This is a genomic window from bacterium (genome assembly GCA_037127815.1).
GTDB lineage: Bacteria > Patescibacteriota > Minisyncoccia > Phycocordibacterales > CAIZLB01 > CAIJKW01.
In genome coordinates this window covers 175,938-197,144 of the sequence record JBAXXP010000002.1, presented here as the reverse complement: position 1 = coordinate 197,144, position 21,207 = coordinate 175,938, and the positions used below count along the sequence as shown (strand labels likewise).

Genomic DNA, 21,207 nt, shown 5'->3' with positions numbered 1-21,207 from the left:
AAATGGCATATATGTGCTAATATCCAGATATAAATAAGCCTATGAATATCGCTACAAACAAATACATTAAAAATGCCACTTTCCCATTTGTAATTTCTATGGCTATTTTTGCTATTATGTTTGTTGCTGTGCCTTTTAATAAGGTAGAGGCATGTGGCGGTTCTTATGATTATAATTACGGGGGGTATGGCGATTACAGTGGTTGTGGGGGTAGCAATAACTATTCGTACTATTCTTCTGCATCAAACTACAATCAGCCGTATCAATATCAAAGTTATCCTCAAATAACCTACGTACCAAATCAAACTAATAATAATGGTATAGGTCAGCCATATCAATTTCAATATTATCCTCAGATAGTTTATGTGCCAAATAACACATCGAACAATGGCATAAGCACTACAATGGATACTTTTGGAAAACAGACTCCTGTTTATAATACTACGTACGGTAATTCAAATAGTGGCAACGTTGGTGTATATGGTGGTATAGGTCAAACTACAGCAACCGCAGCGGGCACAGCGGCAATCTCTCTTTACTATCAAGCAAGTACTGGTTATCCTGCTTATGTAAACAATGGCTATGGTAATAATGGCAACAATAGTGGATATGGGTATCAAAATCAAAATTATTATTCCAACTCAAACTCATATTATCAATACGGTAACGGACAGTTTATAAGGACTAACTAGTCAAATTCAGTTATTTGTTGTGCATCGTGAATTTAGCCGTACTGCTTTAATTTTCCCTAAGTAAAAGTCATTTTTTCTGATATAATCAATCTATGTTAGATTTTCTAATCAAACCAATAATAGACTCAATGCCTTATTTTGCATCAATGGGCGTTCTTGTTTATTTGATAGTTTTTATAATTTCAGGTCTAGAATCAAGTCCTGTTGGAGCCGTATTTCCAGGAGTTATTGTGATGCTTTATTTTGGCTCAGTAATTTCTCAGGGCTATATGCATTTTTTCCCATGTGTAATTGCCTCAATAATAGGTGCGACACTTGGTGATATGATTAGTTATTCCCTGGGTAAATACGGCAGAAGATTCTTCAAGGATCATCATAGATATTTAAGTACAAAAAATCTGAAGGTGGGGCATTCTTTTTTTGATAAATATGGGGCAAAAAGCCTTGTTATGGCCAGATTTATTGGCCCAATACGTCCCGCTGTTCCAATAGTAGCAGGGACAACTGGTATGGACTTCAAGACATTTAACCTATGGAATATTGTCGGTGCAACAGTTTGGTCTGTCGCTTATTTAATGCTTGGAGTTTTGGTTGGTAGAAAATGGCATCTATTTGGAAAATATTTCTCTGAGGTTGGACTTATCCTTTCTGTAATAGGTATAGTTGCATTCCTGTGGTGGTTAAAAATAGAAAGAAAGAAAGTGGTTGGAATCTAGGGTACAAGAAGAGGTTTGAGATATTGTAATATATAGACAGTCGCTGGAATATTCCGCGTAAAATTAAAAGTAGGGTAATTCTTTACCTTTTCTTTATCGTGACTTTATGTCTATTTGATATAGTTTCTTGGTGCTAAAATTTAATGAAAGAAAGAAATCTGGGAATCGTGTGATTTTGCGAGTGTATGAGAATGGTTTTGCATTGCTTATTTTTGTCATAATAGTATCAATGTCATTACTTTTGATGATGATAAAATACTCTGAAAATCAGAAGAAAATTGCTGATAATGTGAGAGAAATAATAAAGTCAGAAAGGGCTTTGCAGAGCTCTTTTTTGTGTGTTGGACAGATTTCAAATATCTTAGCAAAGTATCCATCATTAAACACTGATTTAATTGACTATCTACAGAGATTGGAAATAAATTCACCTATAGACAATAATTATTGGATACACAACGTCGGGGCAAATGGTAATGGTATGGGAGTCATTGGTCAGGTAGATGCAAATATCTCTAGGTATTCAATAAATGGTAGAAGTGGCTCTGAAAACTACAATTGCAAAGTGATAGAATTGAAAGCTTGTGATGTAGGCTCCGGTTGCAGCTATAGATCTATAATAGAAGGTTACAGCACCCTCGGTGTTTTAAGTGTTGGTGGGGTAGGAAAAGATCAATTTGTAGATGAGGGTAATCGTTCAAGGATATATGTAGAGTGGAGATTGGATGAATATAGGTCATATATTAGTAAACTACATCTCATAAATAACTTTATCGATTCTTTAGAAAATATTTAGAGATTCTTTATGTTGCTTTGATACGATTTGAACATGAATAAAATAAATGTAATTGGAAGAGCTGTTCCTGTGACGCGTAATCAAAGCGTGGCACAAAAGACCGCTATTTCAAATTTTTTGAAGAAGTATAAGTTTGTGAAGAAAAATACTAATGTATCCAGTACAGTTGGTGCTACTGCTGGTTTTACTTTGATAGAGGTTTTAGTGGTAATTGGAATTCTGGCAATTCTTGCAACTGTTGTTTTGGTCGCAGTGAATCCTGCCAAGCAATTTAAGACAGCAAGAGATTCTCAACGTACCGCAAATGTTGCATCAGTTCTAAATGCAGTGAGTCAAAACATTGCAGATAATGGTGGGGTATTCAGTTGTAATGGGGAGGCAAAAAATATACCAACAACATTTGAGCCTATGAAGAGTGGAGTTGGGGCTGGAGTGTTTGATATAGCGGATTGTATTTCCCCGACCTATATTTCCTCATTACCCTTTGATCCAAAGAAAACAGGCGCCTTCTGGGAGACTCCAGACAGCTATGATACAGGATATCTGATACTTCAAGACATAACAGGAAGAGTGACAGTTAAGTCTGATGTAGCTGAAACTACAGCCTCTGGGGACATAATGGTGACAAGGTAGATGGGGAAATATGGGTGGGGTGTAGCCCTTTAAAACCTAACCTATTATAGAGTTTACAAAAGATGTACATTTTGCTATTATCTTTGTATCAAGCCCTACACAGGGAATGATGTAAACAATCCGCGGTAGCTCAGTGGTAGAGCAGTTCGCTGTTAACGAATTGGTCGTAGGTTCGAATCCTACCCGCGGAGCAAGACAGGATGAGAGGGCACGAAAGTGCTCTCTTTTCCTTTGTTAGAGCCATAGTTTTGTGGTTCGAAACTATCATTTAGCACAGGTAGCCATTCTGTAAGAAATTTAAAGGCTAATGTGTATTCTGGCGTTATATTATCATCTCCTAATGACAGGTTCGAAAATATCTTACTAAGAAGTAGTCTTTTGTCCTCCGTTGTGGCTTTAGGGCTCTTGTAGATAAGTGAAGCATTTGAAGCAAGCTCGTGAATTTTGAAACACGATTCATAATATTTTATATTTCCCTTACTGGCTTTGACTAATAATTTTGTAGCCTCCTCATTTTCTTTTGTGTATTCAGTAAATTTCTTGTTGTAAAAATCAATAGAAATTTTTCCATCAATCTTGTCTTCATAAATTGCCTCTAGTCTACGTTGTGATGTCTCTATACGTCTATTAACTTCAATTAGTGAATTAGAATTATCTTTTGTATCATCACTGTGACTCTCTATAATTGCTCTTTCAATAATTTGTAATACCTTAGCGGTTTTGGGTGCTACTCCTTCAAAGTATGGGAATATCCTTTCCTCAACCTTTTCTTGTTTCCACCAATTTTTTTGACCACATTTTTTATGGTGGTTACAATGACCATACCAATGACCCTTCTGGGTTTCCCATGTAATAGTTCCATTACATTCCTCACATTCGATTTTAGCTTTAAATATTGGTAAATGTTTTTGATATCTAGGAATTTTAAACTTACGATTCATCTTTTCTTGAACTAAATCAAATAGTTCTTTTGTGATAATAGGTTTATGTTTTGCGGAATATATTTGGCCATTCCATTTCATTTCTCCACAGTAGAAAGGGTCTGATAACAGGTCGTGTAATCTAGACTTTCCAACCTTTTTACCCTCTCTGTTTCTGAAACCATCTGTGTACATGACCTCAACAAGGGCGGGTATGGAATAGTTGCCTGTAGAATAAAGCTCAAACATCTTTTTGATATAAGAAGATTTTTCTGTATCAACTAGATGTATTTTGTGACCTTTGTCTCCAGTCGTTATATATCCTAGAGGGGGTTTTGTTGGTAACCAACCTTGAGATATTTTTTCCTTCTGTCCCTTTTTAACCTCTTCTGATAAATTTGAAATAAATTTCTTCGCCAAAACAATCTCAATATCCCAACGAAATTTTTCATCAGATTTAGAAGCTTTGTGTATAACAAGATTTTGTTTTACAAAGTGAATTTGTCTTTTCTGATTAGCCTCAATCCAATCATTTGCAACCACAGCTTCTTTTAAATTTCTCGATAGACGATCAACTTTTTCACATAACAATATAGATATGCCCTTATTTTCCATATACTCCATCATTTCACTAAATATCTTTCTTTGTTTTGCTCCACTTGCAGATTCAGCTACAGCAAATACTTTAGTCACATCTAATCCCTTCCTGTTTGCATACTCAGCAAGTAACTTCTCCTGTGATGGTAGGGAATAGCCAGACTCCTCTTGTTCTTTAGATGACACCCTACAGTATGATACAGCTTTAGTTTCCATGGTTGTTAGATTAATTTATAAGTATTTTACCCAGTATATCACTCAGGGGTCTTGTTGCATAAGATGGTTTATTTTTGCAAGCGTGTCAAAATAGGCCACCAAACCACAAAGTATTGAGGATGCTTCTTGAAAGGTTACGTTCCTGCCGTACTCTTCTTTTAGAACCTCCTGAAACTCACTAATAATTTCTTTGCTTAACATCTTGGTTGGTGTTAAGGGTCTAAGCAAAAATGTCTCTTTTTGGTATTGATAAAATATCGTAAGTATCGTCATCTCTAACGCCAATAGGAATCTGCTTATTTTTCTCTATAGATTCCTTAGCTTTAGAAATATTTTTTATATCAATGTACCTTTCCTTGCCAGTAGTACTAATGTTTACAACTATTCCCATTTGCTTTAGATACGTGCTTAGTTCATTTAATTTACGAGATAAAGAGCCAGCACTTTTTGGCCAAAACTTCTCATACTTAGCGAAATAATCCGTAGGAGTCTTTGAATATAGACTATCCAGAAGTTCGCTAGCAGTTCCTCTCCAATTTGATTTATCTTCCATGAATGAAAATAACGTAGTAGCTATGATATTTTCATTTAACAGCATTTCAGCCTGCCTGTTGATATTATTTTCATACGCCTTCAAAAAATCTTCTTTTGTATATCCTAATGCTTCTGAAATTGCACATCCCCAAATAGTCCAGTCTGCCATACGAGGTAGAGAGTTAATTTTGATTGTAGACTTGATTTCTAAAGTTCTTACTAATATATCGAATATTCCTCCCAAAATAGATGGTAAATCTTGTGCAAAATTCTCGTAGAGTTCTTTTTCATGCTTTCTCTTTGTCGGGTCAATTCTTTCCAATTCTATTAGTAGGCTTCTTTCAAGTAAATCTGGTCGAATAGTAACAAGGTTTATTCCGTTAATTCCTAAACATCTGTTAAATTTGTATATGATATCCTCATCATTTTTGTAGAGCTTTCTTTTTGAAAAACCACTACCAGTAATTGCTCGACAAATTGTATCTGATGTATCTTCACTGACGTGAGATACATTGTCAAAAAATACGGCGTGATGATGCGCAAGTATCTGTACAAGTTCATTTTATTTTTCTGGTAACGCAACAACATCAATCATTGATGGGTCTATTGTCATTCTCGTCAATTTTGAAAAAGTTGATTTAGACGATCCTTGGGCTCCAAATATCACGAGCATTACATGAGGAAAATCTGGGATAAAACAACTAACTAAAAAAACTAAGAATAACAAACGGTGTTCTGGATTAGTTATGTTTATATACCTTAAAAATAAGTCTATATTTCCGTTTTGATTCGGAGTAATTTGAGACTGCTGGTGGCTGTATCGATTAAAGATGATTGGTGGTTTGCCTATAATTTCCCAACCGCTTTCACATATTTTTATTGCCTGCCACTGTTTATTTGTAAGATCATACCAAAGACTGCCATCGTGCCAAGCTACACGATTGTGTAATTTAATCTCTTTTCCTTCAAAACGTGCCTTACCTTCCATTACGGCTATTATGCTTTTAGTACTCTCTGAACCTAGAGGTTTTTTGTTTTTATTCCAAGACATATAAGCTAGTAAATTTTTTATTGAACTACCATCACAAGGCCAAATCTCTTGATGCCCCAAAATGTCTAAGGCAATATAAGTATCTTTTTGCTCATCACAAAATAGTGTTACATCACTTCGGTTACAAATCTCATTAAGTAATGTGTTATCTTTTGCTACTTCCGTCTGAATATTGTTAACGTCAGACTTATCTTCTTTCTGTTGTCTTGATTTTGAATATACTTCTGAACAACCATTTATCGCAGTCTCGATAGTTCTATCTCTATAGTCTTTACGAGATTGAGTTTTTTCTCTTTTACCAAGAGGGGAATTGAGCCATACACGTTCAATCTGACTGTGATCTTTTTGTGTCCAAAAAGCTAGGTAAGAACATAATGCTAGGTCTGCTGAAGAATCATCGTCACCGTATGTTGATATGTCGCCATTGTAAAGTGATTTAATTTTGGCTCCATTTTTTGAAGAGAATATTTTAGTTATAATCTCTTCATCACTGAGTGATAAAGTATTAAGCGTTACAATATTTTGTTGAAAGTCTTCTTTTTTATTCCAAGGATAACCAATAATTGATAGTAGTTTAAAAGCTTCATCTGGTGTTACTGTACGAACAGGACGAGCTTCTATGTATGGGTTGTTTGTTACAGTAAAATAACGCCCAGATATATAAACTTCAAAAGGGGCACTTTTATTTTTTAGAATTTCTAGAGGTTCAGTCAAAGAAAGAAATAAATGCAGTCCTGTATTGGAGGGGGATATTTCTGTATAAGTATTTGCCTTGATGACTAGTTTCTCAATCTTTTCTTTTTCTACGTGAGAAATCACCCCGTCTTCAAGACAGTGATCAATATCAATACCAAGAAGTAATTTATCTGGAGTAAAGATTATGCCAACATTAGGAGATGATTTTATAGCATCTTCGTAGTTAGACCATGTACCGCTGTCGGTCGATGATGCGAGACTCCCGTCTGTTTTGAATGGAGGCTTTATTAATTTACCGTCTTTTTCAATTAATTTGTAATTTACCCAACGTTTTTGTTCGCCAAAAGTTTTGGCGAGGATGTTTATATTGTTCATATAATCAGTTACATGCCGTGTGATAACCCTAAGTGGTAACTGATTAGATTCTTCACTTAGAGCTATCACACAAAACAAGATTAATATTAATAAGTAAGTGTTGGAGTTTTGAATAAATAGGTTTGTTGCTTCTATCTAAACAAAAAACAACCCTTTGGGGGTTGTCTTTTCTACATGATTGTTAATATGTAAAATTGACAACTTAATAGGAAAAACCTATTAGATTGTCAGCTTCACACATTTACCCTTGATAACTTACCATAAGGCGGGAGTTATCTATTTTAAATATATTGTTCTGAACATTCCCTTTGAATTTGACTGATCATAACTGTCCCATACAACAAATCAATTCTCCAGAAAATTTACTACGATGCAAAGAGCTTCTATATAAGCCTAGCAAGTTATTTGTAAAAGTCAAATTTTAGTCTTGTCTAATACAAGTTTTGCTAATTACACTTATCGTAATATTTTTCCATCGCTCTTGATTTTGAAAGCATGTAGTCCTCCACCCAAGCTCTACCGCTTCGTCCGCTCCTGTTTGTGACATCTTTCATCCCATAACTGTTTAGGTTCCCATATATAATACCCCCTTCTACTTGGACAAAACCTCCATACCATTCGAGTAGTGAATAGCCTAAACTTGTTTCAACTAAATAATAATCACATCCAGATTCAGAGAGAACCACTGTACCAACATTTCTTCCTGATGATGATTCTAATGATGCCTCAGCAATTGCAGATCGTTCTCTTTGCATAGTATCAACTTTGCTTAAGGCTGTATTGATCGCAGGGTCATAAACTCCAGCATAAGCACTTTCAATGGCTTTTAATTCTGCTGGGGTGTATGCAATACCTGATGTTGATAAAATACCATAGGGATCGGTTGTACTAGTTGCAATATTCGATTTTGTATTTTTTGTTGGTATTGTGTTGGTTTTTGAAATAGACGTAGTTTCGGTATTTTCAGTGACTATCTTTTTTGGTTCCTCATGAACATTTTTTGTGGTAGTAGAAATAGGCGCCTCGGATACAGGTTTTTGCTCAGATTGATTTGTGGTCTTTTTATCAATAGGGTTATTTAAATTTTCTGGATTCCACTGGTAAGCAGTAGTTATAAAAATAATTGCTATTATAAATGGTGTTATTATTTTTTTCATATACTTGAATTAAAAACAACTCGCATATTTTGCTTTTAGGGCGCTATCTGCATTTGCTCTGGCACCAGAAAAGAGGGTTCCATTTTGGGCATAACTCTCATCGAGTTTTTTCTGTTCTACTTGATATGACCAACAATCAAAGACTTGTTTTTGAACAGAAGCAGGTTGAACATCTTGGTAAATGGTGGTCATTGGTTTACAGTTAGTTCCATGATATGTACAGTCAATTAAGTTTAGTTGATCTGGAGTATAAACATCGCCTGATTTCAAGGGTACTACACCATAAGGATCTATATTTTCAATATTTGAACCGTTGATATTTAGTGACACTGAGTCAGACACATTATCTCCATCGGTAGAAACACATTTAATTACGAAAGGGTTTGTTGTTTGTGCATTAATATTTATAATTTCACTACCAGAAAGTGACTTGTTGTTCTTATTTGAAACACAAGACAGAACACCTTTTGATGTCCAAGAAACAGTAACGTAAGAGTTCAAATTTACGGTAATTGGACCATCTTGCCCATTAACCTTAATATCTATATATGGTTTAATAGATTCATCTTGTTTTAATAAGGAACTTTTTTCTACCTCGTTAGTTTTTTGTGGCAGATCTTGAACTGATGATATATAAGGTTCAACATTTGATTGTTTTTGAATATGAACTTCTGTTTTTGAAGACTTTTTAGCTTTATCACCTATTAAATTTATTGAAGTAGTTGCATGAATATTCTTATAAGTTGATGTTGCAACCGATGATGTTGTAGTTGACAATTCCTGTATAGTTTGAGTATTTATAGTTTTACCAAGCCATGCCCAAGTGAAGGGATTCCACCACGAGGCTAGGGCAATCGAAGGAGTTATTATTATAAGTAGGACTATAATTGAAAGATATTTTTTCATGTATTTTTATTTAAAATAAATATAATCAAGAACGCAAAAAGCCCACCACATGAGTGGAGAGCTTGCGCTCTCCAATACCAGTTTCCCAGTACGGCCTGACAGACACCCCATATGATGGGTTTTTTATGTCTGTCAGGACTTTTTTCACCATGCCTATATATTTCAACATAGGTTTAGGCTACTTCTTTTATTAAGTTGTACTAAAATACTACCACATTTTAAATAAATATAAAGGGAAGTGGAGTTTGAATGTTGAAGTATGGAAATTCCTTATGTTTATTAGATTTTGGCCATAAAACGCTCGTGAGTCTTTGAAATTACATCAAGAGAGTAAAGTAAGGTCTTGTTGTCCATCTTACTCATATCACGCACCTCAAGCTCGTACATGAGCTTCATAGCGACGTTCTCCATCTCTCCAGCTATCTGAGCGATAGCAAGCTTAAAACCTATCTTATTTTCGATTGAGTTGGGAACTCGGGCAGTACTTGGCGAGAAACCAGAATCAAGGGCTATTTGCTGTTTGGTTTTATTTTCATTCATTAATCCGTAGGCATATTTGACTTGTCTTATAGATGGGTGTTTTTTCATATTATTTCATTGGAAAATCATAACTAAATTACTACTTAATTATTCCATAATGTATCCAAAAGTCCATCTGATATTGTTTTTCTTAAGACATATTTTAGTTGCGTGTGATAGAATAACCATATGAAAAAAATAAATCAATATAAACACATAATAGTTATCGTCTCTGCTCTGGTTATCTTAGCTGGTGTTTTGTATTGGTCTCAAGTTCAACCTACTAAAGCTCCTGTTGTTTCTGAAACACAAAAGGGGACTGTAGATCCAGCTAAAATAGAAGGTGCTATAAAAAACCTCGAGGTAGAAAACCCTCCTGTAATTGGAAAAAACCCAACTGAAGAAGAAATTTTTAATAGTCCATACATAAAACAAATTCGTACTGCTCTAAATGGATATTTGGATGGAACAAATAATGGATTGGAAGTAGAAGCTTTAGAGAATATAAGCAAGGATATGAATTGTGGTTTGAATAATTTTAGTAAGAAATATTATCAAAGCAAGTTTGTAATTTTGGATGCCTCAGATAATGATTATGGGGGAGTACAGGCAGACATATCTTTTATAGATAATCCTGACACGGTATTTTTCGTATGGATTTATGGAGAAGTTGGTCAACAAAAATTGAGAGCAATTTGTGGAAAGGCAGTATCTACAAAGACTGTTTCTGATATCGTTAATGAAACAATCAAGAATTCTACGCATAACTTATAATTACTTAAGTTAATAGGTAACACTACTTTTTTTCTATAACTGACGGGGACTAGTGTAAAAGGAGTATCCCCTCCCAGCCTTTCAAAATCCACAGACGATACTTACGATATTATCTTTATATTAAAGACAACAGGTGATTAATTTCTTTGTTTGTTGTTTCTATGTCCCCCACAGCTTTTGACCAGTCAAAGGTTCGGAATGCGAACTGCCAAGCGAGCCGACGAAAATAGCCCCATTAATATGGGGTTATTTTTATACCTAGGTATGGGCTTCTTTTTTTCCTTGTATGTTGTATACTTTACTAATAATTATAATATACAAACAATGATCTCCTTTGAAAAAAATCATCCAGTTCCACAGGAAAAGAAACATGACGCTAATGGCGCAGAGATTGAAGATGGTCAGGACATAACCTTTGTTGGGAGTGAGTCTATAGAATCAGGCTTAGAAAATAATGTTGAAAAAAATCCCGAACCTAAGGAAGAGATGTTGTCTGAACAAGAAATTGGTGGAGAAGTATTGAAACGTGTTTCTGCTATTGAAACAATTAAAAATGGTATCGAGTTTACGGCAGACAAGCTGTCGTCAATTCGAGGTAGTTTAGGAATGAAAGAGGGCTCTTCCCAAGAACCTCCCAGTATCTCAAGTGAAAGAGCAAGGATTAAGACACTCGAGGATCAAATTTCCACTCTGGAGAGCGACAGATCTAGTAAAGATGAGAATCCACCAAAGCAAGTCGGAGCTTTTAATGGCCGTGCCACTGAAATGGAGGACGGCATGGAAGGTCGTAAAGTAAAATACATGACTGATGAAAATAAAGACAAATTAAAAGAGGGTGCTTTTCTTTTTAACGGACAACATTTCAATGTTGGAGAGGAAGTAATTGCTGATGGAAAAAGATGGTTCGTCCGTGATGTAAGAGCTGGAAGAATAGCTTCTAATAAGGAACCAGATTGGGATGCTGATCCTATGGGAAGAATTACAAAAGAAGTTGCAAAACCATCTGAAATGGGATTAGTTGGAGTAAATGGTGGATTTAGAGAATATTTAAGCGTAACAGACGGTATGAGTTCTGTTGAAAAAGTTACACCAGAAGCTTTAGCTAGATTCAAAAAAATGAAAGAGACAACCCAACCTGAATAAGTATTAAATTATATATTGGACTTCTGTTTCTTTTTAACTTTCTCAATCTTCGCTAAATCATCCAAACCATCCTCAATGAGTGCTAGTCGAACAGAATCAAGTCCGCGGAGCATTAGAATAAAAAACACCAGCTTGTCTGGTGCATTTTTATTTCTAACTGATCCGCGAGAGAAGGGTACGAATTTCGACGGAGGAGGGGCGAATCCTACCCGCGATTAGAGTGAAAATAAAAAGATGTATATAATATTTGATTCTGATACAATTGTAATATGAAAAATACACAAAGAGGATTTATAGTTCCTCTAATGATGATGGTTGTAGTTTTATTAGGGGTTGGGGTGGCAACATATTTTTATATGCAAAACACTTCAAACAATAAAATAAAACAAGAATCTACGCCAGAGAATCCTTCGCCTGTAAAAGAATTAACAAATAATTCCTCATCAACCACATCTTCGATTATTAAAAATTCAGACAATATTAATAAAAAAACTTTAAAAACTACAGTTGATGTGTTTCCGGTTGTTCCAACCTTGGGTAATGATGTAAATGAAAATTGGTCAACATACACTAATGATAAAATAGATTTTACTTTTAAATACCCACCAACAATGGGGCAACCTACGGTCAGTGAACAGAGTACGGGTATAGAAATTAGTTTTGCTAATAGTTTAGATTTTAGAGAGGGTATTCGTTACAACCAGGTGCTTGGAAGAAATTTTACTTATGAGGAAACGGTAGATAATGAGGTCAAGAATCCCGAGTATTCTAATGTGATAAAAAGAAATATAACTGTGGGAGGTAAAAAAGCGATTGAGGTTATTTATCATAATGAAATATCTGGTGGTGGGGGAGAGATGGTGTTTATTCCTGTGGATTCAAAAGGGAATATTCTTGAAATTTCTAGTTATAGCCGTGCTGTGAACAATGTTGGTGGCGTAGGAATCGATGAGATTATTCCAACTATTATTTTTACTAATAAAACTAATAGCGTGCTTGATGATGTATCCACATCTGCTAATACTTCAAATACAAATGGAGGTTCTGCTGTAAAAATAATCTCCCCAAACAAATCAACAGTCTGGAAAGCAGGAAAGTCAGTCCAAATTAACTGGAGTGGTCCAATGCGTGTAATAACCATTTCAGCTATGTTAGGTTGGGGAATTTATGATTCATCTAGACATGATTATACATATTTTAATCCGAACCCGGGTGTATCAATAGGTACATATACTTGGAATATACCGTCAGATATTTTACCAGGTCTTTATCAAGTTCAAATAGAAAATTCAGGTCTTGGTATGAATGCAGCGAGCGATATATTTACAATTGAAAATCCATTAATTCAGAATTTACAACAATAATTCGAACATCGCCCCAAGTTCGGAGCAGCAGAAGAAAAGGCGTCAGCACAGCTGGCGTTTTTTCTTTTGCCTGATTCCGCGAGATAAGGGCACGAATTTCGAGCCCGAAGGGCGAGGGGCGAATCCTACCCGCGGAGCAAGACAGGATGAGAGGGCACGAAAGTGCTCTCTTTTCCTTTGTTAGAGCCATAGTTTTGTGGTTCTAAACTATCATTTATTACAGGTAGTCATTCTGTAAGAAATTTAAATGCCAATGTGTATTCTGGCGTTATGTTATCATCTCCTAATGACAGGTTCGAAAATATCTTACTAAGAAATAATCTTTGTATCTTCTGTTGTAGCTTCTGGATTCTTATAAATTAACGATAATTTTTAGTAGCCGAGAATATCTATGTTATACTAATTAGTATAACATTGGTTTTTATAAATAAAAATAAAATAAAAAATGAATAAATATTTAGTAAATTCCCCTCCAAATTTATATTTCCTTGAATATAAAAATTAGTTACCGAGAAATCTAGGGACATGCATACTAAGAATAATACGATTGAGAAAATTATACGTGAATTAAGACTGGATTTCAGCTTGGTAAGTATCCTCATTCTATTCCTCAACTATAGGTGAAGCTAAAAACGAATCTTTGCCCTTTGTATGAGGTATGAAATCTATTTCTCCATCTCTATACATTTTGTCGAAAATTTTGGAGAATTCAACATTTTTCTTTGGTCCCTTAAGTCCATAGTATTCTATGAATGCTTTTTGATATGTACTCATAAGTATGATTCTTCTTGAACTATCTCTAAAATTTGGAGCCATGTATCCACATTTATTCATCGCTAAATCAAAGAAATCCTTGGGAGGGATCTTTTCAGAATCTTCAGGTGATAAACCCATTTTTTCTAGCATCTCTATATGTTTTTCTTTTCTCTCAACAGGTTGCTGTAATTCAGGAGTTGGCTCTGATTCTGTTCCTCCTGATAATTGACTGAATGATTTTAGACTTTCCATACGATAATTTTAACCTAATCATGCTCATTAATCAAATAATTAATAGAGCGTGATTGTATTGCAAACTGAGTAGTGCTACAATGTAGCCACAACTAAATTAGTTGTATCACGAGTATGGCGAGAGCAACTGGCTCAACGACCCATCGGCAACCCTCAGAAATGAGTAGGTGCTAAATCCAGCCAGATAGTGCGAAAGCATTATTATGGAAAGATAAGACTAGTCATCTATCTTTCCTCTTTATGAGGAATTTTTAATTTAATAGGCTACTACACTCATTTAAATAATATGGGTGTTGTGGCGATTCGTACAAATATGAAAAGAACAGCAGAATTTGTTAGTCCAAAGCATCCAGATAAGATTTGCGATTTTATCGCAGATAGTATTCTAGATGCATATATGCAAGAAGATATAAAAAGTAGAGTTGCAGTAGAGGTGATGGGTGGTCATGGTTTGATTACAATAAATGGAGAAGTTACATCAAAAGCAAATCCTGATATTGAGTTGATTGTAAAGGGTATCGTAGGTGATTCATATAAAATAATATCAAATTTAGTTTTACAAAGTCCTCAAATTGCACAAGGTGTTGATACTGGAGGAGCTGGAGATCAGGGGATTATGAAGGGATATGCAACAAATGAGACCGTATCATTATTACCTTTAGAATATGAGTTGGCTAGAAATTTGTGTAAGAAAGTTTTTGAAGTTTATCCTTACGATGGAAAGACTCAAGTTACAATTGAGGATGGTAAAGTCACTACAGTTGTCGTAAGTTTTCAAAACTCAAAAAATGATGAGCTTCTGAAAATCGTAAAAGATATTATCCAAGCTGACGAATATTTAATTAATCCAGCAGGAGAATGGGATCAAGGTGGGTTTGATGCAGATACGGGACTGTCTGGTAGGAAATTGATTGTTGATAATTATGGACCAGAAATAACAATTGGTGGTGGCTCATTCTCTGGAAAAGACTATACAAAAGTTGATAGATCAGGCGCTTACATGGCACGTAAAATTGCAATTGATTTGCTTAAGAAACATAATGCAAATGAGGTTTTTACGAAGCTTGCATATGCCATTGGGAAAAATGAGCCGGTTATGGCTATTGCTGTTATTGATGGAAAAGAGGTTGAGATTACAGATTATGATTTAACTCCAGCTGGAATAAATAATCATCTAAATTTCAAGGACGTAAAATTTAAGGATACATGTACCTGGGGACATTTTGGGAGAGGTTTTGAGTGGGACAGATAGAGTTTGTAATTTGGGGTCAGGCACCATGGTGCCTGACCCCAAATGTTATAGTGAAAGTTTTTCTAATAACTATCGTACTAATAGTATAGGTGGTGTGATAGTGCTGGTGTATAATAATAATTATGATAAATAAAACAACGTATTTTCTGGAGCTTTATGCTCCTGTGGTATTAAGAATTGGTATGGCGGCAGTCATATTGTGGTTCAGTTTGCAACAATTCCTGCATAATAGTATGTGGGTGGCTTATATTCCTGAATCCTTGGTTTCAATGACCAATATAAGTGCATCAAACTTTGTATTTCTAAATGCTAGTTTTGAATTAGTGTTTGGCCTTGCGCTCATGTTTGGTTTATTTACAAGATTATCAGCTCTTTTGTTAGGCCTTCATATGCTAGATATTATGTGGGTTGTTGGATATGGAGATACTGGTGTCAGAGATTTGGGAATAGCTATAGGAACCCTTGTTGTGTTTATGAATGGAGCAGATGTCTTTTGTATACAGCAAAAGAAAGATCAAGTGCAATCTCAGGCCTTATTAAAATAAAAGTTTAAATATAAAACAAAATAATGAATTCAAATAATCAATTGTATAAAAAAAACGGAATATTACTGGGTGTCGTTGCTGTACTTGCTGTTGTAATAGTCACATATTCGCAGGAAAAAACCTCTTCAAATGTAGCTGTTGACACATCAACACAGCAAAGTACATCGGAGGTATCAAATAATGTAGTTGCAAATAATCAGACTTCAGATGATTCTGAGTCTGATGATGATAATACGCAGGCTCCATCCAACACCATCCCAGCAGTAGTAACAACGCAGGTTGGTACTACAAAGAAGGGTGTGTCTACAAATAATTACAAGAATGGAACATACACTGCCGATGGTACTTATGGAACACCAGATGGAGATGTGACAATAAGGGTTAGTCTTACAATCGCAAATAATATAATTACTGACTCAAATGTAACATCAGTCTCAGGAGATAGAACATCTGTAAGGTATCAAGAGAAATTTATTTCTGGATATAAACAGTATGTGATTGGAAAAAATATTGCAGACCTTAAGTTATCAAAAGTCTCCGGTTCATCTCTAACACCTGAAGGCTTCAATAAAGCTTTGTCTAGTATAAAGACACAAGCAGCTGCATAATTAGCGTTATACTGAATTGACGGAAATTTATGACTCAATTTAATTTTAAAGCGATAGGTACAACATGGCAGATAGATATATATAAGGAGCTCGATTCTCAAAAGGAAGAGGAGCTCCTTTTGATTATAAAAAATAGAATAGAAGTTTTTGAGAGTAATTATTCAAGATTTAGAGAGGATTCTATTGTAACAAAAATTTCCAAACAGGTAGGGGAATATGGGTTACCAGAAGATGCTGAGAAGATGATGTCTATATATCACGAGCTTTATAATCTGACAAACGGTTTCTTTTCTCCATTTATGGGTAATCTTTTATCTGATGCGGGGTATGACTCTAATTATTCTTTACAGCCTAAGGATGAATTGAGTGTGCCTCCAGAATGGAATGACGTATTTGAGTATTCTCATCCAAAACTTACGGTTAAGAAATCTGTGATGCTTGATTTTGGAGCGGCAGGTAAGGGTTATATTGTAGACATAATAGGGGAGTTACTAAATAGCGAAGGTGTTGACGAGTATTGTATTGATGCTGGTGGAGACATTTTGCATAAAGGTAAAAATACAATTAGGGTGGGCTTAGAGAATCCAAAAAACTTAGATCAGGTTATTGGTGTTTGTACATTACAAAATGGAAGTATCTGCGGATCATCAGGTAACAGAAGGTCTTGGGGAAAATATAATCATATAATGAATCCAAAAACATTAGAATCTTCAGATGAAATTATTGCAATTTGGGTGACTGCAAAAACTGCCATGATTGCTGATGCACTGGCTACATGTTTGTTCTTTGTTGACGCAAGTATGTTGGCCCCACTTTATGATTTTGAATATGTACTAATTAGAAAGGATTTTTCTATGGAGAAATCGGAAGGTTTTCAGGGGGAGTTTTTCTAGTTTGATTTACCATTAAGATATGGGGTTGGTCACCATAAAGCCTGAGACTCGGTGGCTTTTTTTTGTGATTAATATATACTTAGTTTGTCTAACATTTAATTTGGCTAAGTATAATACATGAAATTAACCCAAAATAACAAAAAAAAGGCTGTAACAAAGGTTGTAATGGAAAATGAGCTTCAGGATGCTTTCATGAAATTTCACAAGAAATTTGTTATTGGTTTAAGAAAAGAGGCTGATAATCTTCATTTTACGATTTCCCAGCTTGAGATTCTTAGGTTTGTAATAGAGAATAAAAACCCCACAATGAAGAGCATAGCTTCTCATTTGGATGTTACAGCACCATCTGCTACATCTTTGATTGAAACACTTTATGAAAAAAAGTTAGTTAATCGAAAAAGCGACCCTAAGGATAGACGAGGGATTCTTATTTCAGCAACTCCAAAGACAATAAAATTGTTTTCTATGTTTAAGGATATAAAGGTTGGAATTATTAGGGAAATGTTGGTACCCCTTACAGAAGAAGAAAAAAAACAGCTTACAGTTATTCTTAATAAAATTAATTAATTAATCAGTGTTGCGCCAAAAGGATGGAGACGCGACATGAGTTCTCAAAAAAAATGAAAAATAAAATAATCAGCATATTTCAGAAACCTAAAATTGTAATTTCAGCATCAATGGTTGTTGCAATAATTATCGGAGCGTCACTTTATAATTATGTTGGTAATGCTCCTTCCGTCGTACTTCCTTTAGATCAAAATCTTGCTATATCAGTTGAAGGAACATCTAGTAACTCAGTGAACCTTGCTTTTGTTAAAGCAGGGCGTGTCGCTACAGTTACTGTTCGTTCTGGAGATATTGTAAAAGCAGGTGACGTACTGGCAACTCTTGAGGCAGATGATGCAAAAGGTGCGGTGAATCAAGCAAGGGGGTCACTTGAGCTTGCGAAAGCACAGTATGCATCACTGAATGTTCAATATGCTAGTGCAAAAAAACAACAAGATGTGCTGGTTGCAAATGCTTATAGAACAATGTTATCTAGTAATCTTATTGCAGTAGGTAAAGATAATTATAATGAAAATGCAACAGTAGATAATAGTTTAATTCCACAGATAAGTGGGACGTACACCTGTGAAAAGGAAGGTGAATATGTTGTAGCACCTTATTCATCGGGTGTTGTATCAGGCTATTCATTTAATGTAACAGGGCTTGAAGATGGTAATGGAAGTGTAACATATTTTGCTCCACAGCCTCTTGGTTCATGTGGTTTATTTATTCAATTTCCATCAGGATATTATTCTGCTTCAACTAAGTGGGTAATAAGCATTCCAAACAAACGTTCTGTTAGCTACGTTGCAAATAGAAACGCATATGATCTAGCTGTAACAACTCGTAATCAAGTATTAAGTCAGCTAGAAGCAAATCTTGGTAAGAATGGATCTTCAGAGGCCAATATTGCACAAGCTACAATAAATTCTGTGCAGGGGTCATATGAAATTGCTTTGGCTGCGTATAAGAATTATACAATTGTCGCTCCAATGGACGGGGTTGTATCATTTGTTGATTCACATTTAAAAATTGGTGAATCAGCTATTGTAAATAAGACACTTCTAACAATCGTAAAACAATAATCATTTGGGGTCAGGCACCATGGTGCCTGACCCCAAAATCAAAATACAAAATATGGAAAATCCTAACAATACAAAAAAGAGTTTCTTTAAAAGGCCGTTGGTTCAAAGTGTGACTGGTATAATAGTAATATTTGGTATACTCGGAGGTCTTCTTTATTTGAAATCAACCTCAGCTTATGTTTCTATTGATATGTCTCAAATTTCTGCTCCAGTTATAAATGTTGGACCAGAAGCTGAGGGTATTCTTTCAGAGGTTTATGTTAAGGCGGGTGACAGGGTTACTGTTAATCAATCATTAGCACGAGTTGGTTCAGAAGTACTCTCTGCAAAAACTGCAGGTGTAATTATTAATGTGCAAAATACTCCAGGGCAAGTGTTTATGGCAGGAGCTACAGTTGTATCAATGATTGATCCTAATCAATTGAGAGTGGTTGGGAAAATTGATGAAGATAAAGGTCTATCTAGAATTAAAGTTGGCGATACTGCTGTGTTTACCGTTGATGCATATGGTAGTACACAATTTATGGGTATTGTTGATGAGGTTAGCCCAACATCAAATCAATCAGGTTCTCTATTTAGTATTTCTGATAAACGTGAAATAAAACAATTTAATATAAAAGTTAGATATGATATTTTACTTCATCCAGAATTCAGGAATGGTATGTCTGTAAAATTAAGGGTTTATGCAAAATAATAAGGAGGAAGGTAGAACAAAACTTCAGTGGTGGATTCTTCTTACTGTTATAGTGGGTACTTTTTTGGGGCGTCTTGATCAGACAATTGTTAACTTGGCTTTGCCTAAAATCATTAATGATTTTGGGCTTACCATCTCGTCTGCAGGTTGGATTGCCACAGCTTATATTATTGCAAATGCAGTGTTTGTTCCAATCTGGGGAAAGCTTGGTGACTCACTTGGAAGGAAGAAAATATATATATTAGGATTTTCGATTTTTATTGTTGGATCAGTACTGGCTGGTCTTGCTTGGAATCTTCAATCGATGATTGTTTTTAGAATCATTCAAGCAATTGCAGGGTCCGCTGATTATCCAACAGCTATGGCTATTATTGCTATAACCTTCAAGGAAGGAAAGCAAAGAGCACAAGCGCTTGGTATATGGTCATCATCTTTTGCTGCCGCTACAGTTTTTGGCCCGCTTATTGGTGGTCCACTTATTGATAATTTTGGATGGCGTTCCGTGTTTCTTATTAACCTACCGATTGGAATTATAGGAATCTGGATGGCTTTTCATTTTATTAACGAGTCTGTTGCTCCAGTTAAATCAAAACATTTCGATTGGTGGGGAGCACTGACTCTTGGGGGTATGCTTTCATCTCTGGTTTTGGTGCTGGAGAAGGGGAACGATTGGGGATGGCTTTCATCAGGAAGTATGATTTCATATTTTATAATAGTCACACTTTTTGGATTATTTATAAAAATCGAACAGAAAACAAAAGAGCCTATTGTTGATTTGAAATTCTTTAAGATACCCGCCTTTGTTTATGCACTTATTAACAACTTTGTTGTGTTTATGGGTATGATGGGAGGATTATTTTTAATACCGGTATTTGCACAAACATTTTTGGGATACACAGCAAGTCAATCTGGATATTTATTTATGCCCCTTGCTGCAGCGATGATGATTGCTTCACCTCTTGGGGGTTCATTAACTGGTAAGGTACAGCCAAGATATATTATTTTCGCGAGTACGATTGTAGCGTCAATTGGAATTTTTATGCTTTCTTTTCTTGATGCAAAATCAACAGCGATGGATATAATGGTTCCATTATCTGTGATGGCCTTTGGTCTTGGCTTTGGTATGGCTCAACGTACGAATATCGTCGCATCAGTTGTCGACCTTAATGAAATTGGCATTGCGTCATCAATACTCGCACTTGTTAGAAATATTTCTGGAGCTGTTGGTATCGCGTTATTTGGTACGATTTTGAGCAATAGGATCAGTACAAACATCCTATCTATAAATCAAATGAGTATATTGAATAGTACTAATCCAACTACCATTCAACAGTATATGTCACTTGTTGTTTTGAAGGCCCAGATAAACGCTTATAATTATGTGTTCCTAATTGCAGCTGCGATAGTTTTTGTTGGAGCATTTACTTCATTATTTATAAAAATCAAGAATGAAAGAGTAAACGTAAAAGTGATGGTGGAATAAATTATGC

Annotated in this window: 22 protein-coding genes, 1 tRNA gene and 1 riboswitch; of the genes, 16 read left to right on the top strand and 7 right to left on the bottom strand. The window is 35.3% G+C overall.

Annotated elements, in window-relative coordinates; genetic code table 11:
* Positions 1–41: 41 nt before the first annotated feature.
* The 5 genes from WCQ00_02825 to WCQ00_02805 all read left to right on the top strand — a co-directional run bounded on the left by WCQ00_02825 (position 42) and on the right by WCQ00_02805 (position 3,025).
* Entirely contained in the window at positions 42–692 is a 651-nt protein-coding gene (locus WCQ00_02825) for a hypothetical protein (protein ID MEI6042474.1), read from the top strand.
* Positions 693–784: 92 nt separating this feature from the next.
* A complete protein-coding gene (locus WCQ00_02820) occupies positions 785–1,408 on the top strand; it encodes a DedA family protein (GenBank protein MEI6042473.1) in 624 nt (207 codons plus the stop codon).
* A 229-nt stretch (positions 1,409–1,637) separates the two neighbouring features.
* Positions 1,638–2,201: a hypothetical protein gene (locus WCQ00_02815; protein MEI6042472.1), complete on the top strand. Its 564-nt coding sequence runs from the start codon at positions 1,638–1,640 to the stop codon at positions 2,199–2,201.
* Positions 2,202–2,234: 33 nt separating this feature from the next.
* Entirely contained in the window at positions 2,235–2,834 is a 600-nt protein-coding gene (locus WCQ00_02810) for a type II secretion system protein (GenBank protein ID MEI6042471.1), read from the top strand.
* Positions 2,835–2,953: 119 nt separating this feature from the next.
* Positions 2,954–3,025, top strand: a tRNA-Asn gene (locus WCQ00_02805).
* Here the strand turns inward: WCQ00_02805 and WCQ00_02800 are convergent.
* The 6 genes from WCQ00_02800 to WCQ00_02775 form a co-directional block, all read right to left on the bottom strand.
* Positions 3,014–4,567: a recombinase family protein gene (locus WCQ00_02800; protein MEI6042470.1), complete on the bottom strand. Its 1,554-nt coding sequence runs from the start codon at positions 4,565–4,567 to the stop codon at positions 3,014–3,016. The genes WCQ00_02805 and WCQ00_02800 overlap by 12 nt on opposite strands.
* Before the next feature lie 220 nt (positions 4,568–4,787).
* Positions 4,788–5,423, bottom strand: a complete 636-nt coding sequence (locus tag WCQ00_02795; GenBank protein ID MEI6042469.1) for a hypothetical protein — start codon at positions 5,421–5,423, stop codon at positions 4,788–4,790.
* Positions 5,424–5,663: 240 nt separating this feature from the next.
* Positions 5,664–7,223, bottom strand: coding sequence for a hypothetical protein (locus tag WCQ00_02790; GenBank protein ID MEI6042468.1), 1,560 nt, complete (start codon positions 7,221–7,223; stop codon positions 5,664–5,666).
* Between the two features lie 446 nt (positions 7,224–7,669).
* On the bottom strand, positions 7,670–8,380 hold the full coding sequence (locus tag WCQ00_02785) for a hypothetical protein (protein MEI6042467.1): 711 nt from the start codon (positions 8,378–8,380) through the stop codon (positions 7,670–7,672).
* 9 nt (positions 8,381–8,389) lie between these two features.
* Positions 8,390–9,286 carry a hypothetical protein gene (locus WCQ00_02780; GenBank protein MEI6042466.1) on the bottom strand — a complete coding sequence of 299 codons (897 nt, stop codon included), beginning with the start codon at positions 9,284–9,286 and terminating at the stop codon, positions 8,390–8,392.
* A gap of 279 nt (positions 9,287–9,565) precedes the next feature.
* The gene (locus tag WCQ00_02775; GenBank protein ID MEI6042465.1) at positions 9,566–9,874 is read right to left on the bottom strand and encodes a hypothetical protein; all 309 of its coding nucleotides are present in this window, start codon (positions 9,872–9,874) and stop codon (positions 9,566–9,568) included.
* A 120-nt stretch (positions 9,875–9,994) separates the two neighbouring features.
* Between WCQ00_02775 and WCQ00_02770 the strand changes: the two genes are divergently transcribed.
* The 3 genes from WCQ00_02770 to WCQ00_02760 all read left to right on the top strand — a co-directional run bounded on the left by WCQ00_02770 (position 9,995) and on the right by WCQ00_02760 (position 13,086).
* Positions 9,995–10,579 carry a hypothetical protein gene (locus WCQ00_02770; GenBank protein MEI6042464.1) on the top strand — a complete coding sequence of 195 codons (585 nt, stop codon included), beginning with the start codon at positions 9,995–9,997 and terminating at the stop codon, positions 10,577–10,579.
* Between the two features lie 324 nt (positions 10,580–10,903).
* A complete protein-coding gene (locus tag WCQ00_02765) occupies positions 10,904–11,722 on the top strand; it encodes a hypothetical protein (GenBank protein MEI6042463.1) in 819 nt (272 codons plus the stop codon).
* Positions 11,723–11,991: 269 nt separating this feature from the next.
* Positions 11,992–13,086 (top strand): Ser-Thr-rich GPI-anchored membrane family protein, encoded by a 1,095-nt coding sequence (locus tag WCQ00_02760; GenBank protein ID MEI6042462.1) that lies wholly within the window; start codon positions 11,992–11,994, stop codon positions 13,084–13,086.
* Between the two features lie 603 nt (positions 13,087–13,689).
* On the opposite strand, the gene WCQ00_02755 is transcribed toward WCQ00_02760, so the two are convergent.
* Positions 13,690–14,094 (bottom strand): hypothetical protein, encoded by a 405-nt coding sequence (locus WCQ00_02755; protein MEI6042461.1) that lies wholly within the window; start codon positions 14,092–14,094, stop codon positions 13,690–13,692.
* Between the two features lie 100 nt (positions 14,095–14,194).
* Positions 14,195–14,312, top strand: a riboswitch (SAM riboswitch).
* A 95-nt stretch (positions 14,313–14,407) separates the two neighbouring features.
* Here WCQ00_02755 and WCQ00_02750 point away from each other — a divergent pair.
* The 8 genes from WCQ00_02750 to WCQ00_02715 all read left to right on the top strand — a co-directional run bounded on the left by WCQ00_02750 (position 14,408) and on the right by WCQ00_02715 (position 21,200).
* Positions 14,408–15,346: a methionine adenosyltransferase domain-containing protein gene (locus WCQ00_02750; protein MEI6042460.1), complete on the top strand. Its 939-nt coding sequence runs from the start codon at positions 14,408–14,410 to the stop codon at positions 15,344–15,346.
* A 122-nt stretch (positions 15,347–15,468) separates the two neighbouring features.
* A complete protein-coding gene (locus WCQ00_02745) occupies positions 15,469–15,891 on the top strand; it encodes a DoxX family protein (GenBank protein ID MEI6042459.1) in 423 nt (140 codons plus the stop codon).
* A 23-nt stretch (positions 15,892–15,914) separates the two neighbouring features.
* Positions 15,915–16,499 (top strand): hypothetical protein, encoded by a 585-nt coding sequence (locus WCQ00_02740; protein MEI6042458.1) that lies wholly within the window; start codon positions 15,915–15,917, stop codon positions 16,497–16,499.
* A gap of 29 nt (positions 16,500–16,528) precedes the next feature.
* Positions 16,529–17,392, top strand: coding sequence for an FAD:protein FMN transferase (locus WCQ00_02735; protein ID MEI6042457.1), 864 nt, complete (start codon positions 16,529–16,531; stop codon positions 17,390–17,392).
* A gap of 117 nt (positions 17,393–17,509) precedes the next feature.
* Positions 17,510–17,959 carry a MarR family transcriptional regulator gene (locus tag WCQ00_02730; GenBank protein MEI6042456.1) on the top strand — a complete coding sequence of 150 codons (450 nt, stop codon included), beginning with the start codon at positions 17,510–17,512 and terminating at the stop codon, positions 17,957–17,959.
* Positions 17,960–18,012: 53 nt separating this feature from the next.
* Positions 18,013–19,023, top strand: a complete 1,011-nt coding sequence (locus tag WCQ00_02725; protein MEI6042455.1) for a biotin/lipoyl-binding protein — start codon at positions 18,013–18,015, stop codon at positions 19,021–19,023.
* A gap of 52 nt (positions 19,024–19,075) precedes the next feature.
* Positions 19,076–19,717 (top strand): efflux RND transporter periplasmic adaptor subunit, encoded by a 642-nt coding sequence (locus WCQ00_02720; protein MEI6042454.1) that lies wholly within the window; start codon positions 19,076–19,078, stop codon positions 19,715–19,717.
* Positions 19,707–21,200, top strand: a complete 1,494-nt coding sequence (locus WCQ00_02715; protein MEI6042453.1) for a DHA2 family efflux MFS transporter permease subunit — start codon at positions 19,707–19,709, stop codon at positions 21,198–21,200. Before WCQ00_02720 ends, WCQ00_02715 begins: the two co-directional genes overlap by 11 nt.
* Positions 21,201–21,207 lie beyond the last annotated feature (7 nt).

Bases quoted from the DNA above. Each gene is read 5' to 3' on its own strand.
- WCQ00_02735 (MEI6042457.1), top strand. From the start codon at position 16,529: ATGACTCAATTTAATTTTAAAGCGATAGGTACAACATGGCAGATAGAT.
- WCQ00_02765 (MEI6042463.1), top strand. From the start codon at position 10,904: ATGATCTCCTTTGAAAAAAATCATCCAGTTCCACAGGAAAAGAAACAT.
- WCQ00_02780 (MEI6042466.1), bottom strand. From the start codon at position 9,286: ATGAAAAAATATCTTTCAATTATAGTCCTACTTATAATAATAACTCCT.
- WCQ00_02810 (MEI6042471.1), top strand. From the start codon at position 2,235: ATGAATAAAATAAATGTAATTGGAAGAGCTGTTCCTGTGACGCGTAAT.
- WCQ00_02730 (MEI6042456.1), top strand. From the start codon at position 17,510: ATGAAATTAACCCAAAATAACAAAAAAAAGGCTGTAACAAAGGTTGTA.
- WCQ00_02775 (MEI6042465.1), bottom strand. From the start codon at position 9,874: ATGAAAAAACACCCATCTATAAGACAAGTCAAATATGCCTACGGATTA.
- WCQ00_02720 (MEI6042454.1), top strand. From the start codon at position 19,076: ATGGAAAATCCTAACAATACAAAAAAGAGTTTCTTTAAAAGGCCGTTG.
- WCQ00_02725 (MEI6042455.1), top strand. From the start codon at position 18,013: ATGAAAAATAAAATAATCAGCATATTTCAGAAACCTAAAATTGTAATT.
- WCQ00_02785 (MEI6042467.1), bottom strand. From the start codon at position 8,380: ATGAAAAAAATAATAACACCATTTATAATAGCAATTATTTTTATAACT.
- WCQ00_02800 (MEI6042470.1), bottom strand. From the start codon at position 4,567: ATGGAAACTAAAGCTGTATCATACTGTAGGGTGTCATCTAAAGAACAA.
- WCQ00_02820 (MEI6042473.1), top strand. From the start codon at position 785: ATGTTAGATTTTCTAATCAAACCAATAATAGACTCAATGCCTTATTTT.
- WCQ00_02755 (MEI6042461.1), bottom strand. From the start codon at position 14,094: ATGGAAAGTCTAAAATCATTCAGTCAATTATCAGGAGGAACAGAATCA.
- WCQ00_02760 (MEI6042462.1), top strand. From the start codon at position 11,992: ATGAAAAATACACAAAGAGGATTTATAGTTCCTCTAATGATGATGGTT.
- WCQ00_02745 (MEI6042459.1), top strand. From the start codon at position 15,469: ATGATAAATAAAACAACGTATTTTCTGGAGCTTTATGCTCCTGTGGTA.
- WCQ00_02740 (MEI6042458.1), top strand. From the start codon at position 15,915: ATGAATTCAAATAATCAATTGTATAAAAAAAACGGAATATTACTGGGT.
- WCQ00_02825 (MEI6042474.1), top strand. From the start codon at position 42: ATGAATATCGCTACAAACAAATACATTAAAAATGCCACTTTCCCATTT.
- WCQ00_02770 (MEI6042464.1), top strand. From the start codon at position 9,995: ATGAAAAAAATAAATCAATATAAACACATAATAGTTATCGTCTCTGCT.
- WCQ00_02790 (MEI6042468.1), bottom strand. From the start codon at position 7,223: ATGAACAATATAAACATCCTCGCCAAAACTTTTGGCGAACAAAAACGT.
- WCQ00_02715 (MEI6042453.1), top strand. From the start codon at position 19,707: ATGCAAAATAATAAGGAGGAAGGTAGAACAAAACTTCAGTGGTGGATT.
- WCQ00_02750 (MEI6042460.1), top strand. From the start codon at position 14,408: ATGAAAAGAACAGCAGAATTTGTTAGTCCAAAGCATCCAGATAAGATT.
- WCQ00_02815 (MEI6042472.1), top strand. From the start codon at position 1,638: ATGTCATTACTTTTGATGATGATAAAATACTCTGAAAATCAGAAGAAA.